Here is a 13,683-nt window from a genome sequence, read left to right on the forward strand (position 1 = left end):
GTGAAACTGTATGAGTTTATGACACTTTCAAGTCATTTTTCGTGCCATTTTTGTCATAAACACAGTCACTAACTCGCATCGACCCAACGCCACCTGACATAAACGTAGTCACTAACTTGCATTGGTCAGGCCGCGCAGTAGCCAGGTCGCGCAGTAGCATAAGGCAAAGGCGACGTGGCGTTCTGCAGTTATCCACAGTCTGAAAATTATCCACAGACAGCGAGGTTTTGGCCCCTTGCGGGCGTCATTGAATCCGCCCTGTAGTGCACGCTATGGCCATGGCAATCAAGAAACTGTCCATGGCTCATCGAACTGAGGCTCCAACAAATCCAGTAGTCAACGCCGTCGATGATGAGGCGCTGCGTGAAGAGGTTGCGCTCATAGTCGCTGCTACCGGTCGTGACTGTGTGCAGGAGACCGTGCCACCTGTGGCTGCAGCGCCAGTGGCCGCACAAACATTTGCTTCGCCGCCAGCATTAGCCACAGCGTTAGCCCCATCGTCAGTATCGACAGGAGCGGGAGTTTCATCGGCCCTGTGGCGTCGGGCACCAGCGGTGTTCGTCGATGCACCGGCAGCCCGAAGATTAGCCGGACGGCCTCATAGTGAGGGAGCAATCTTCCTGGTCCGCAGTGATACTGAGGAGGAAGATGCGCAGGTAGCGAAGGTTTTAGCTCCTGTTTACAGTGCTAGTTTGCCCGCGGGTAACGTCGATATTGTCGAGCTGCTCGGCCGTGGCGACGTACGCCCGGATGCTCCGAATCCCACCGATCACCAAAACGGCTCGAGCCTCCTGAACCACCATCAGAACCCAGCGTTACCTGCAAGCACCGACGTGATTACAGCGCCAGGTACAGAACCCGTACCGAACGTGCCGGCAACTACAACCGATGCCACGGCAACGTGCCTGATGTTGGTTCCTGCGGTCGGCGGTGCCGGTGCTTCCATCGCGGCGGCAGCAAGTGCATTGGTTCTTTCCCGTGAAAGGCCCATCTGTTTGGTGGACGCGGACGTGCTCGCGGGAGGCATTGATCTGGTGCTCGGGATGGAAACGGAACCGGGATTGAGGTGGCAGGACTTCTCGGCTGCTGATGGTCGTCTCGACGGAGCGGCACTCTACGAAGCACTGCCATCCTGCCCGCGATCACCCGCTCTGAAAGTGTTGACGTGGACTCGCAGTCGCACGCCCGAGACGACTTACAACCACGCCTCTGCGAACAACAAATTCGACAGCGCCGACAGAACCGACAGAATCGACAGGCCCGACGATGTCCGGCACATTGCCAGCACCATTAGTTGCCTTATTCATGCCGGAATTACGGTCATCGTGGACTGCCCGAAGCAGGTGGAGTACGTCACCACTCTCGGCGCGCTTGCCGATGACACCGTCATAGTCCTGCCCACCTCCGTTCGAGCCATCGCAGCCGCTGGCCCCTTGGCGAGCATCTGTGCACAAGCGGGGTTCACCCCAAATCTTGCAGTGAGGTACCAGCAGTACCGCGATATCAGTGTCGAAGAGGTGGAATACGCTCTCGACCTGCCTATTGTTGGTGAGATTGAGTACTGCAAGAAGGTAGCTCACGAGATAGATGTGGGCGGGCTCGCTGGGGCCGTCGGCAAGCTGACGCGGGGATTGGAAGCGATGTTTGCCCTTGTCGGCGGTGGTGGCGATGGATGACGTCAGGCTGTTGGCGGCGGTGCGGACGGCGCTTGCGGAGCGGCCTGGGGTGGCATCGCATAGCGAGGTCGCCGACATCATTCGCGCAGAGACCTCGGGGGTTGTCTCCGATGTGAAGGTGCTGGAGATTCTGCGCACGATTCGCGAGGAAACGGTGGGCGCGGGTGTGTTGGATGCGCTGTTGCGACGCCCGGGTGTCAGCGATGTGCTGGTCACCGCGCCGGGCGAGGTCTGGGTCGACGCCGGCAACGGACTGGAGCGCGCCGAGATTTCCTTCGCGGACGAGGGCGAGGTGCGCGCGTATGCGGTGCGGCTCGCTTCGCGGTGTGGACGAAGGCTTGACGACGCGCAACCCTGGGCCGACGGCCATATTCCTGGCGGTGTCGGCGGCTGTGGTGTGCGAGTTCATGCGGTGCTTTCACCACCGTCGGCGACCGGCACTCAGATTAGCCTGCGGGTGCTGCGTCCGGCTCGTCGCGGACTTGCGGAGCTATGCGATGTCGGGCTATTTCCACCAGAGATTCTGCCGGTGCTCCGGGGAATCGTGGCGGGACAGCTGTCATTTATTGTTGCCGGAGGCACGGGTGCGGGAAAGACCACGCTATTGGCGGCGATGCTCTCAGAAGTTAATCCTGACCAGCGCATTGTGTGTATCGAGGACACTCCGGAGTTGCAACCTCAGCATCCGCATGTGGTGAAGCTGGTGACCAGGGCCGCCAACCTGGAGGGTGCCGGTGCGATTGGGCAGCAGGAGTTGCTGAAGCAGGCGCTGCGCATGCGTCCCGACCGCATTGTCGTCGGGGAGATTCGAGGCGCCGAAGTGGTGGATCTGCTGGCAGCGTTGAACACGGGGCATCGCGGTGGGGCGGGAACAATTCACGCCAACCGCATCGGGGATGTCGTCGCGCGCTTTGAGGCCCTGGGGCTGATCGGTGGCCTTGGTCGCGCCGGGCTGCATGCGCAGTTGGTCTCGGCGGTGCAGGTGGTGTTGGTGGTCGAACGCGCTGATGTTCGCCGGCTGGCTCAGATCGGGCTGCTGAGGGGTAACCCACCGGAGGTTGTGGAGGTCTGGACTGCTCGGGATGGGCCTGGGCCGGGTTGGGAAGCGTTGCAGAAGTTGCTGGTCGGCGGGGAATAACCGGTGGAATGACCAGAGGAAAAGCCAGGGGATTAGACGGGGAGGTTAACAGCTATGGGGGAGGGATTTAGCGTGGCGATGCTCATTGGGGGCGCGGCTGCAGCAGTCGCTATCTGGCCGGACAGCTCGGCGGCGGTGCGCTCGCGAGCACTGGCAGGCCGTGCCCGCGAGGTGTCCGGCGGGCTGAAGTGGTTGCAGCGCATGGTTGGACTTGGTGCTGGTTCCACGGGGTCGAGTGCAGCAACCACTGGCAGTGCGAATCGAACTACAGGGCTATCAATCCTCATCGTTGCAGGCCCGGCGCTCGTGTTGTTGTGGCTCGCCGGGATTCCAGGTGTCATAGCCGGGCTGTTGCTGGGCCGCACCGCAGGGGCAGTAGTGCACGCTGTGGGGGAGAGGCGCTGCGAACGTCGGGAAGCGGACAGCGCTGCGGTAGCGCTGGAAACCTTGACCGCGCAGCTGCGCGCAGGTGCGGCGGCATCACGAGCGCTCAACGCGACAGCGGCGGAATTGCGCAGGTCAGGGGATGAGACTGTGTTGGCTGACCATCTCGCGCACGCGGCGCATCGCGCGAACTTCGCCGACCCGTGGGAGAGCGAAGAATCTTCGGAGCAACTGCGCCGGATTGGGCGTATGTGGACGGTGGCGCAGCAACACGGTCTGAGCTTGGCTGGGTTGCTGGACTGCGCGCGGGGTGATTTGCAGGCTCGTCAGGCGCATCGCTCACAGACGTCTGCCGCGCTGGCGGGACCACGCATGACGATTGCCATTTTGGCATCACTGCCGGTGTTCGGTTTGGTCATGGGGCAAGCGTTCGGAGCGTCCCCATTCGAGTTCCTCAGTCGCGGCATCGGAGGAATCGTGCTGGTCATCGGTGTCGGGCTGGTGTGCGCGGGCATCGAATGGGCCGTCGCCATCATCGATCGCGCGGAGGCCGGACAGTGATCGCCGCCGCACTTCTCATCGCCGTCTACCTCTGCTTGCCGACGTTCAATCCCGTCCGCAGCCGACTGCCCGAATTGGTAGCCGAGTCGGATGCTCGCGCGCGGGGAAGCGTACGCCGGCAGGTGGCCAATCGGGTGTCGCAAATTGTCGCACAGGTGCGGGAACGTGCGCGAACTGTCATTGGCGGTGAGCGCATCAGCCCGGTTGTGCTGCTCGATGCCGCAGCAGCCCTCGACATCATTGGCGCTTGTTTGAGCTCTGGCATGCCGTTGTCACAGGCCATGGCGGCAGCCGCCGATGGTGCAGACCCTGAGCTGGCCGAGCCACTTCGACAGTGTTCCGCCAGGTTGTCCGTGGGCGCGCACTCAGCTTGGGACAGCCTTGCTGCCACACCCGCGCTCGTACCCCTGGCGACAGCTGGGCGCCGCGCAAGCGAATCCGGCACCGTTCTGGCGCAGGCATTGGAAGACACCGCTGCCACGTACCGCAGTCAAGCGCACGATGCGGCGCAAGCCGTCGCCGAAAAGGCAGGTGTCCTCATTGCCGGGCCGCTGGCATTGTGCTTTCTACCCGCGTTTGTGGTGCTGGGGTTGGTGCCCACCATCGCTGGGCTTGCCGACGAAATGTTTGCAGGACTGATGCCGTCATGAAGCGTGGACACTTCTGCGCCAAGCCTCGCGCGCTGGCACGCGCCGAATGTAGTGCTGGTTGCGCTCTCAGCTGTGGCTTCGCTCGGGCGCGCGGGCCGCCTGCCGCGCCGCAATCCAACACGCACCACACCTCACAACTGACCTGTCACTCGACATCCACATAGGGGGAAACACTCATGACCACTCAAAACTCCAACCATCCAGCCAACCGTCCAACCAACCGTCCAACCAATCCGCTGACCGCTGCGCAGTCCCAGCTGCGCTCGTATTTGCACAAGCGTCTGCACGCTCTGGCAACTGAGGAAAACGGCATGTCAACCGTGGAATATGCTCTCGGAACGATCGCTGCCGCCGCTTTCGGAGCCCTGCTCTACACCGTCGTGACCGGCGGCGATATCACCCAGGCGCTCACCGACATCATCGAAAGGGCGCTCAACACCGATGTCTAGCCGCATCCGCTCTACGCTTCATCGCCTGTGCGTCGGCGACGAAGGCCAAACCACAGTAGAAACCGCTTTCGGTCTCGCGGCACTGGTCACGGTCATGGCCACGGCTCTGTCCGGGCTGGTCACCATCGCAATGTACCTAGGGCTTACCGACGCAGCCGGAGCCATCGCACGGGCTGAGGCACGGGGCGATGCGGAGACAGCAGCCGAGCTCCGCGCCGACGCAGATGGGCAGGTCGCGATATCGGAAACCTCCGGTACCGTGCGCGTGACCATTCGGCGCTCAGCGGGGCCATTTTCGCTGGAAGCACGCGCGGTTGCACTGCGGGAAAGAACGGCATCGTCATGAGAAACGTGACAGCCCGCCTTCTTCGCGAAGAAGAAGGTTCCACCACAGTCGCAGCCGCACTGTTCATCGCCGCTTTCGTCGTTCTGACTTTGGTCGGAGTTACGGCCGGGGTGAGGGTGGTGCAGGCGCGGCAGGCAGCGGTAGCAGCGGATCTGGCCGCGGTGGCCGGCGCTGTGGCTGCGCAAGAGAGCGACGATGCTTGCAAAGCTGCGGGGTCAATCGCAAAAGCTAACCACGCACGCCTTGTGGCCTGCGAGATTGATGGGGAGGACGTGCAGGTCAGCGTCCAACGAAAGGAGAGAAAAGCCATGTCCAGAGCAGGGCCGGTAGCGGTGGAGGATGCTGCTACTGGCCGTCGTTAAGCGCGCGCGACACCCCACTGAGCACCTTGATTGCGCCGGCCTTGTCCAGCGGATCGTTGCCATTGCCGCACTTGGGCGACTGGATGCACGATGGGCAGCCGGATTCGCACTCGCAGGCGGCGACGGCATCGCGGGTCGCGCGAATCCACTGAGCGAAGGCCTCGTAGCCACGGTCGGCAAACCCCGCACCACCAGGGTGCCCGTCGTACACAAAAACGGTGGGCTGCTGGGTATCGGCGTGCATGACCGTGGAAACACCGCCGATGTCCCAGCGGTCGCAGGTGGCAATCAGTGGCAGCATGCCGATAGCCGCGTGCTCGGCTGCGTGAAGAGCCCCCGGCGCGATGTCGGAGCCCACGCCCCAGGAGCGCAGGGTGGACTCGGGCATTGTGTAGGCCACGGCGCGCGTGACCAAACGCTGCGGAGGGTAGTCAAGTTCAACACTGTCGAGAATCTCGCCGGTATCCAGGCGACGAAGATAGGAGGTGACCTGGTGAAAGACCTCGACCTGGCAGGAAGCGACCTGTAGGCCCTGGTAGTGGCGCATATCGTCAACGTCCAGAATGCGGATGGTGGTGTCCATGCGCGAGCTGGTGGAATAGCGCGGCTGCTCGGGGTGGACCAGGGCGACGAGGCTGTCGAAGTCCAGCTGGTCGACAAGGTAGGACTCGCCGCGGTGCAAGTAGACGGCACCGTCGTGGACCTGCTGCATCGCACGGCCAAGATCGATGGTGCCAAGCAGTCGGCCATCGGTCTGGTCGACGATAGCCACTTCCTGACCATCGCCGCCACGGACGTTCACGGCATCGTGGGCAGTGGCAATGCGCGGTCCCTCATCGCGGTCGGTCGGGTAGTAGACGGGTTCTTGTCCTTCCCAGGTGCGCTTGCGCAACCAGCCTGCGGACACCATGTCTTCGGCTACGGGCATGGTTCCCCATGTCTGAAGCTGGCTGGTGGTGACGGGTTTCTCCACAGCCGCGCAGTAGAGGTGTGACCACACCACATGCGGGTTGCGGGGATCGAAGACGGTCTTTTCCACCGGCCTGCCCAGCAGTGCGGACGGGTTGTGGACCAAGTACGTGTCCATGGGGTCATCGCGAGCCACCAACACCACCAGTGCGCCCTGACCACGACGACCCGCGCGGCCGGCCTGCTGCCAGAATGAAGCGACCGTGCCCGGGAAACCGGCCTGTACCACCGCGTCGAGGCCACCGACGTCAATGCCCAGCTCCAGGGCATTGGTGGTGGCGACACCTAGCAGGTTGCCGTCATCGAGCATGCGCTCGATGTCGCGGCGTTCTTCGGCCAGGTAGCCGGCGCGGTAAGACTCGATGCGCTCAGCGATATCGCTGCGGCGGCGCTTCTCCAGGCGCTCGCGCACGCCGAGCGCTACCTTCTCGGCACTGCTTCGCGAACGGGTGAAGGTCAGGGTGCGGGCGCCCTCGACAAGCAGGTCGGCCATGATATCTGCGGCCTCGGTCGGGGCGGGGCGGCGCACGGGGGCACCGTTCTCGCCTTGGAGGTCGGGGAGCAGGCCGGGTTCCCACAGGGCGATAGTCCGCTCACCGACCGGGGCGCCGTCTTCGGTGACGGCCTCGACAGGCTCGCCGATGAGGCGACGAGCCTGGTCAGCAGGGTCGTTGGTCGTCGCAGAGGCAAAAATCACGGTCGGCGAGGCGCCATACTCCCGGGACAGCCGCAGAAGGCGACGCAGAATTTGGGAGACGTTGGCGCCGAATACGCCTCGATAGGCATGGCATTCGTCGACGACGATATAGCGCAGGTTGCGCAGCATCCGCGTCCACCGAACATGATTGCCGAGGACCGAAACATGCAGCATATCGGGGTTGGTAAACACCCAACGGGCATGGTCGCGAATCGCGCGCCGGGCGTCTTGCGGGGTGTCGCCGTCGTAAAGCGAAATCAGCGAGCTCAGCGACGCCGGTGCCATCGCGCGTGCCGTGTCCAGCTGATCGGCGCCCAGTGCCTTGGTCGGGGAGAGGTACAGCGCGGTGGCCGCGGGGGTGGCGGACAGTTCTGTGAGCACGGGCAGCAGATAACCGAGCGATTTACCCGACGCTGTGCCTGTCGCGACGACGCAGTGCACGCCCTCGCGGGCGAGGTTCGCGGTTGTCGCCTGATGAGTCCACAGGTTCTCAATTCCGCGATCTACCAGCACTTCTTTCAGCCATTCCGGCACCCATTCAGGCCAAGGTGCGGTCACACCAGCGCGTGCAGGAAGATCCGCAATGTGCGTCACCGTCGCCCGCGGATGCGCACGAATAACCGGCCCCAGCAGCTCCCGTCCAAATGACTCCACCGACACCGCCCTTTCCTATAAACGCGCACTTCATATGCTTGACGACGCTTCCTGCCAGCCACATTTTCGCCTTTCGACAACCCAGTTTCTCCGGGCCCCGAACGCGGGTTTACGGGGGTGGCAAGGAGCTGTTCCTAATCGGCGCTTGCGCCCCAAACGTGGCAGACTTTTTGAGTGTATCGCCCGCCAAAGGGCACCCAGCAAAAGCCCGCATGAGGTGGAAAGGGTGTTCGGGTCGTGGTCGCCCCATTGTGAGTGGCCAAATGTGTGTGGCGAATACTTGTTTTATCGAATCCTGAAGTTGGGAAGTTTTGTAATGGCACAGGGTACTGTGAAGTGGTTCAACTCGGAGAAGGGCTTCGGGTTTATCGCCCCAGCTGACGGTGGCAACGACGTGTTTGTTCACTACTCCGAGATCCAGGGCACTGGTTTCAAGACGCTGGAAGAGAACCAGGCAGTCGAGTTCGAGATTGGTGAAGGCCAGAAGGGCCCGCAGGCTCTGGACGTGAAGCCTCTGTAAAGCTTAGTAGTTCGGGGCTGAGTTCGGTTCTGAACTGGGCTTTTGTTCAATTTTGCTCGCGGAATTTTTGGCTTTTTCAAGGTTCATGTTGTGTTTATGGGGTGAGCCTTGATTCTCCCACGTGGAAAGTAATTTCTGCGTGGGATTTTTGTGTTTCTGGAGGGCAGTGGTTCGTTCCGAGTTACTGACTACGTTTATGACAAAAATGGCCCGAAAAATGGCTTGAAAGTGTCATAAACTCATACAGTTTCACATTTGCAGCCCGCGATCACGCGGCCGCTGCGCCCGCTGCGGCCTGTCGTGGCCAGCCACTGACAGCCACTGGGATAATCATGGCCAGCCGCACAGCAGCCGTCGGGTCGGCAACTGCCGGCCACCGGGATCCCCCACAGCAGCCCCTTCAGTCACACCCAAAATCCGCCCGATACTTGAGGAATCCACGCGACAAACTAGATTGTGTGTACGGTATTCCTTATATTCTTCATATTCTTTCCAGATAATCTTCCGGGGAGAACGCGGCCGGGAACTGATTTGCACTGATCGGAACCGGTTGGAACCGATTGCGGGCCTCTCACAGCTGAAGCCCAGCCAGAGTCCGGCCAAGAACCCCAAGATTTAAACGAAAACAAGAATCTAAACAGTCAAAAACATTCAACGTTGCAGGATAGAAAAACTTCTATGGCGAATTCAGACGGCCTCAAGCGCCTTGTAATTGTCGAGTCGGCGACGAAAGCTCGCAAGATTCAGCCGTATCTCGGCGATGATTACATCGTGGAGGCGTCGGTGGGCCACATTCGCGACTTGCCCCGTGGCGCAGCCGACGTTCCGGCTCGTTACAAGAAGGAACCCTGGGCTCGTCTGGGTGTGAATGTCGACAACGGATTCGCTCCGTTATATGTCGTCAGCGCTGATAAGAAGAAGAAAGTCGCCGACCTGAAGGCCAAGCTCAAGGAAGTCGACGAACTCTATCTCGCAACTGACCCCGACCGTGAGGGCGAGGCTATTGCCTGGCACTTGCTGGAGGTTCTGAAGCCCAAGGTGCCGGTGCGCCGCATGGTGTTCCATGAGATCACCAAGCAGGCCATCTTGGAGGCCGCGGCCAACACTCGTGAGCTGGACCAGAACCTGGTTGATGCCCAGGAAGGTCGCCGTATCCTCGACCGTCTTTACGGCTACGAGGTCTCCCCGGTGCTGTGGAAGAAGGTCATGCCGCGCCTGTCGGCAGGCCGTGTGCAGTCGGTGGCAACGCGCGTCATCGTCGAGCGTGAGCGCGAGCGCATGGCGTTTATCTCCGCTGAGTACTGGGACGTCGCCGCAACTCTGGACACCGGTTCGGCTTCTGCCGATGCCAACCAGCCGAAGGAATTCGTCGCAACCCTGACCAGCGTTGATGGTCAGCGCGTAGCGCAGGGCCGCGACTTCGATGACCGTGGCCAGCTGAAGAAGTCTGAGGGCATTCGGGTCGTCGATAAGCAGCTCGCCGAAACTCTGGCGGCGGACCTCGTGGGCTCCGAGCTCAAGGTCGCGTCGGTGGAGGAGAAGCCGTACACGCGCCGCCCGTACCCGCCGTTTATGACGTCCACGCTGCAGCAGGAGGCCGGCCGCAAGCTGCATTACACCTCTGAGCGCACGATGCGTGTGGCGCAGCGTCTGTACGAAAACGGTCACATTACCTACATGCGTACTGACTCCACGACACTGTCCAAGGCCGGCATCGACGCCGCGCGTAAGCAGGCGCTGGAGCTCTACGGCTCGGAGTACGTCGCCGATGCGCCGCGCCAGTACTCGCGCAAGGTGAAGAACTCGCAGGAAGCGCACGAGGCGATTCGCCCGGCGGGCGAGACGTTCGCAACGCCAGGGCAGCTGGCTGGCTCGCTGGATGCCGAGGAGTTCAAACTCTACGAACTAATCTGGCAGCGCACCGTCGCCTCGCAGATGGCCGACGCACGCGGCACGTCCATGAAGGTCACCATCGCCGGTGCTACCGACACGCACGCCGTCGAGTTCGCCTCCACCGGACGCACGATTCGCTTCCCGGGCTTCCTCAAGGCATACGTCGAGGTCTCCGCGCTTTCCGACGGTCGCAAGGTCGCCGACAACGCCGAGAAGCGTCTGCCACAGTTGACGGAAGGCCAGGGCCTGACGGCCACGGACTTCAGTGCCGACAGTCACTCCACTAACCCGCCTGCGCGCTTCACTGAAGCCAGCTTGGTGAAGAAGATGGAGGACCTGGGAATTGGGCGTCCGTCGACCTACGCGTCGATTATCAAGACCATTCAGGATCGCGGCTACGTCTACTCCCGCGGCAACGCTCTGGTGCCCTCGTGGGTGGCCTTTGCCGTGGTGGGGCTGATGGAGGAAGCGTTCTCCGATTTGGTCAACTACGACTTCACCTCCGAGTTGGAGGATGAGCTCGACGGCATTGCTGCAGGCAATAAGGATCGCACGACCTGGCTGACCGGTTTCTACTTCGGCGATGACAAGGATCACCGCCACAAGGGAGCCGACGCTATTGCGACCCACGGTGGTCTGAAGAACATCATCGATGTGAACTTGGAATCGATTGATGCTCGGAAGGTCAATTCGCTCCACCTTTTCGACGATGCCGAGGGCAACCCAATCATCGTTCGCGTTGGCCGCTATGGGCCGTACCTGGAGCGTACGCGCCCGGGTGCCGGTGAAAACGGTGCCGATGAGGTGCAGCGCGCCAACATCCCGGAGGCCATGACTCCGGACGAGCTGGATCTGGCCGCTGCCGAGAAGCTGCTGGCGATGCCGCAGGGCGGACGTGAGCTGGGCATTAACCCGGCCAATGGTCGCATGATTGTCGCTCGTGATGGCCGCTACGGCCCCTACGTCACCGAGCTGGTCACAGACGAAGAGCGCGAAGGTGTCGTAGCCAAGGCTGAGGAGATTATCGCAGCTGAGCGCGCCGAAGAGGACGCTCAGCGCGCTGCCGAGGGCAAGCGGAAGAAGAACTGGGAAACCAAGACCGCCGCCAAGCAGAAGGAAAAGCGCACCGCGGAAATCATCGAGGAAACTCTGAAGCCGAAGACGGCCTCGCTGTTTTCCTCCATGGAGCCGTCGACTGTCACGCTGGAAGAGGCTCTGAAGCTGATGAGCCTGCCGCGCGAGGTCGGTGTCGATCCGGTCGATAACGAGGTTATTACCGCTCAGAATGGCCGTTACGGTCCGTACCTGAAGAAGGGCACCGACTCGCGTTCACTGGCCAACGAAGAGCAGATCTTTACCGTGACTTTGGATGAGGCTCGTCGCATCTATGCTGAGCCGAAGCGCCGCGGTCGTGCTGCTGCGAAGCCGCCGCTGAAGCAGCTGGGCGACAACGATGTCTCCGGTCGTCCGATGTCGGTGAAGGATGGCCGTTTCGGTCCGTACGTCACCGATGGCGTCACCAATGCTTCGTTGCGCAAGGGGGATACCCCTGAGACGCTGACTGATGCCCGCGCCTGTGAGCTGCTGTCTGAGCGTCGCGCGAAGGAAGCCGCCGATGGCGGCACCAAGAAGGCTGCCAAGAAGTCGACTCGCAAGACCACAAAGAAGGCTGCGAAGAAGACCACCAGGAAGGCGGTCAAGCGCACCACCAAGCGAGTGGTGAAGGCGACCCGCCGGGGCAAGTAGGGCTTAAGGGGCCGCCGCGCCCGCCGCGCTCGGCGTACCCGGCGCACCCGGCGCATCCTGCGGAGCAGGCTTGGGGCCGCCGACCCCGGCCAACTCTGCCCGCATCGTCGGCCCGTACGACAGCCGGCGATGCACCTTCTCAAACGGACCCTGCATGCCGCGACGCTCCATCGCCCACGCGGCCAACAACGTCACCAGCCAGACACCAATAGCGATGAGTGTTTGCACAAATGCACCCATGTCGCGCGGGGTGTTCAGAGTAAACGGGTACACCAGCACAAAGAAGATCACCGACTGCATCAGGTAGCCCGTCATCGAACGCTTACCGAGTGCCACAATCGGCACCAGCCAACCAGGTACAGCGGCGCCCTCGTTCAGGCGTCGCTGGAGCGGCTGCAGTGCTAACGCCAGCCCGGCTAGGATGCCAGGACCGGCGAACACTCCGGCAAAGTTATTAATTACCAAGAAGGCCATGTGCTGTCCGGCTGGAAGAACTCCAATCGCTGCCAACCCCATAGGGATGCCGACACCGAAAGCCACGACCACAGCCACCACGAGCCACCGAATAAGCAGGGGGCGGTGCGCGTCAACGTCGTCAAGCACGCCCTTGCGAGCCCACACGAAGCCAATCATCATCACCGGCAGGTAGAGGAACAGCTGCAGCGGCAGGGTAGTGATGCTCATTGTCAGGACCTCGAGATTCGCGCCGAGCATATCCAGGTAACTCGTTTCAATCGCGCCGCCGTTGACGAACTCGCTCATGTCGGAGCCGGAGAGCCCGGTGTCGGGCATCGCAATTGTGAATACCAAAAACAGCAGGCTCACTGCAGCGTTGATCGTCAGCGCAATCCACGCGAGAATCGTCAGCACCTTGTTGCTGAGGCCCATAAGCAGCCCCAGGATGATGCCGCAGATGCCGTAGAGAAACATGATGTCGCCAAAGAACAGAAACAGCATGTGCGCGATGCCGAACAGCCCCAGGAACGCATAACGCTTTACGACGACCACCCGCGCCCGCGAGATTGGAAAGTTCCTCCTGGCCAAACTGCGGACGATGAGTCCCACACCGAAGCCGAGCAGCGTTGCGAACATCGGCAGCCCGCGGTTATGCGCGGTCACTGCGGTAAACAGCACGGTGGCCTTGTCGGCGATGCTGTCGCTTATGACGCCGCCGAAGAATGCTGCGGGCAGTTCGGGATCTGCAACCAGCCAGGGGCGGTGGCAATGTTCGCGATCGCGATGCCGAGGAGGGCGAATCCGCGCGCAGCATCGGGGACGAGCATGCGGGGTCTGGGGTCGGTGTTAGAACTGGGTCGGTTGTCAGTCATTCCTCCAACGTAAAGGAACTGCGGGTGGGTGCGCAGGTTGGCGGCGGACGGCGATTGTTGCAGGAGCCTTGCGGCATATCGAAAAGCGATATAGTATCGAAAATCGATACATCGAATAACGATGTGTTGGGGTTTGGCTGCAGCTCCAAGCGCCCCGCAGAATAATCTCACTAACCGCGCCAATTACGGTGCAGTAAGGAAGTTAGCTATGGTATCTCCACAGACCAAGAAGCCAAATGACCCGTATGTCAATCAAACTAAGGAGCGCCGGGATGTAATGAACTGCTCCCCATTAGTTGGACTGAGAAAT

The 13,683-nt window shown here is 61.6% G+C and carries 11 protein-coding genes; 9 read left to right on the forward strand and 2 right to left on the reverse strand.

Annotated elements, in window-relative coordinates; all coding sequences use genetic code 11:
* Window positions 1-278 precede the first annotated feature (278 nt).
* The 7 genes from HMPREF2787_RS02965 (at window position 279) to HMPREF2787_RS02995 (ending at window position 5,566) form a co-directional block, all read left to right on the forward strand.
* Entirely contained in the window at window positions 279-1,676 is a 1,398-nt protein-coding gene (locus HMPREF2787_RS02965; protein WP_246824174.1) for a CpaE-like family protein, read from the forward strand.
* On the forward strand, window positions 1,669-2,814 hold the full coding sequence (locus HMPREF2787_RS02970) for a TadA family conjugal transfer-associated ATPase (RefSeq protein WP_070642808.1): 1,146 nt from the start codon (window positions 1,669-1,671) through the stop codon (window positions 2,812-2,814). Before HMPREF2787_RS02965 ends, HMPREF2787_RS02970 begins: the two co-directional genes overlap by 8 nt.
* A gap of 54 nt (window positions 2,815-2,868) precedes the next feature.
* Complete coding sequence (locus HMPREF2787_RS02975; RefSeq protein WP_070603591.1) at window positions 2,869-3,759, forward strand: type II secretion system F family protein; 891 nt, start codon at window positions 2,869-2,871, stop codon at window positions 3,757-3,759.
* Window positions 3,756-4,409 carry a type II secretion system F family protein gene (locus HMPREF2787_RS02980; RefSeq protein ID WP_070603590.1) on the forward strand — a complete coding sequence of 218 codons (654 nt, stop codon included), beginning with the start codon at window positions 3,756-3,758 and terminating at the stop codon, window positions 4,407-4,409. The genes HMPREF2787_RS02975 and HMPREF2787_RS02980 overlap by 4 nt, the downstream gene beginning before the upstream one ends.
* A gap of 176 nt (window positions 4,410-4,585) precedes the next feature.
* Window positions 4,586-4,858: a DUF4244 domain-containing protein gene (locus HMPREF2787_RS02985; RefSeq protein ID WP_070858345.1), complete on the forward strand. Its 273-nt coding sequence runs from the start codon at window positions 4,586-4,588 to the stop codon at window positions 4,856-4,858.
* Entirely contained in the window at window positions 4,851-5,204 is a 354-nt protein-coding gene (locus tag HMPREF2787_RS02990) for a TadE family type IV pilus minor pilin (protein WP_070858346.1), read from the forward strand. The genes HMPREF2787_RS02985 and HMPREF2787_RS02990 overlap by 8 nt, the downstream gene beginning before the upstream one ends.
* Window positions 5,201-5,566 carry an Rv3654c family TadE-like protein gene (locus HMPREF2787_RS02995; RefSeq protein WP_070858347.1) on the forward strand — a complete coding sequence of 122 codons (366 nt, stop codon included), beginning with the start codon at window positions 5,201-5,203 and terminating at the stop codon, window positions 5,564-5,566. Before HMPREF2787_RS02990 ends, HMPREF2787_RS02995 begins: the two co-directional genes overlap by 4 nt.
* Here HMPREF2787_RS02995 and HMPREF2787_RS03000 read toward each other — a convergent pair.
* On the reverse strand, window positions 5,550-7,886 hold the full coding sequence (locus HMPREF2787_RS03000) for a DEAD/DEAH box helicase (protein WP_070858348.1): 2,337 nt from the start codon (window positions 7,884-7,886) through the stop codon (window positions 5,550-5,552). The two genes, HMPREF2787_RS02995 and HMPREF2787_RS03000, sit on opposite strands and share 17 nt — an antisense overlap.
* 316 nt (window positions 7,887-8,202) lie before the next feature.
* On the opposite strand from HMPREF2787_RS03000, the gene HMPREF2787_RS03005 reads away from it, so the two are divergent.
* A complete protein-coding gene (locus HMPREF2787_RS03005) occupies window positions 8,203-8,406 on the forward strand; it encodes a cold-shock protein (protein ID WP_005511370.1) in 204 nt (67 codons plus the stop codon).
* A 678-nt stretch (window positions 8,407-9,084) separates the two neighbouring features.
* A complete protein-coding gene (gene topA, locus HMPREF2787_RS03010; RefSeq protein ID WP_070858349.1) occupies window positions 9,085-12,045 on the forward strand; it encodes a type I DNA topoisomerase in 2,961 nt (986 codons plus the stop codon).
* A gap of 3 nt (window positions 12,046-12,048) precedes the next feature.
* Here the strand turns inward: topA and HMPREF2787_RS03015 are convergent, their stop codons facing one another.
* Window positions 12,049-13,179, reverse strand: coding sequence for a DUF418 domain-containing protein (locus tag HMPREF2787_RS03015; protein ID WP_246824176.1), 1,131 nt, complete (start codon window positions 13,177-13,179; stop codon window positions 12,049-12,051).
* Window positions 13,180-13,683: the final 504 nt, after the last annotated feature.

This window comes from Corynebacterium sp. HMSC061H03 (assembly GCF_001838215.1).
Classification (GTDB): domain Bacteria; phylum Actinomycetota; class Actinomycetes; order Mycobacteriales; family Mycobacteriaceae; genus Corynebacterium; species Corynebacterium jeikeium_D.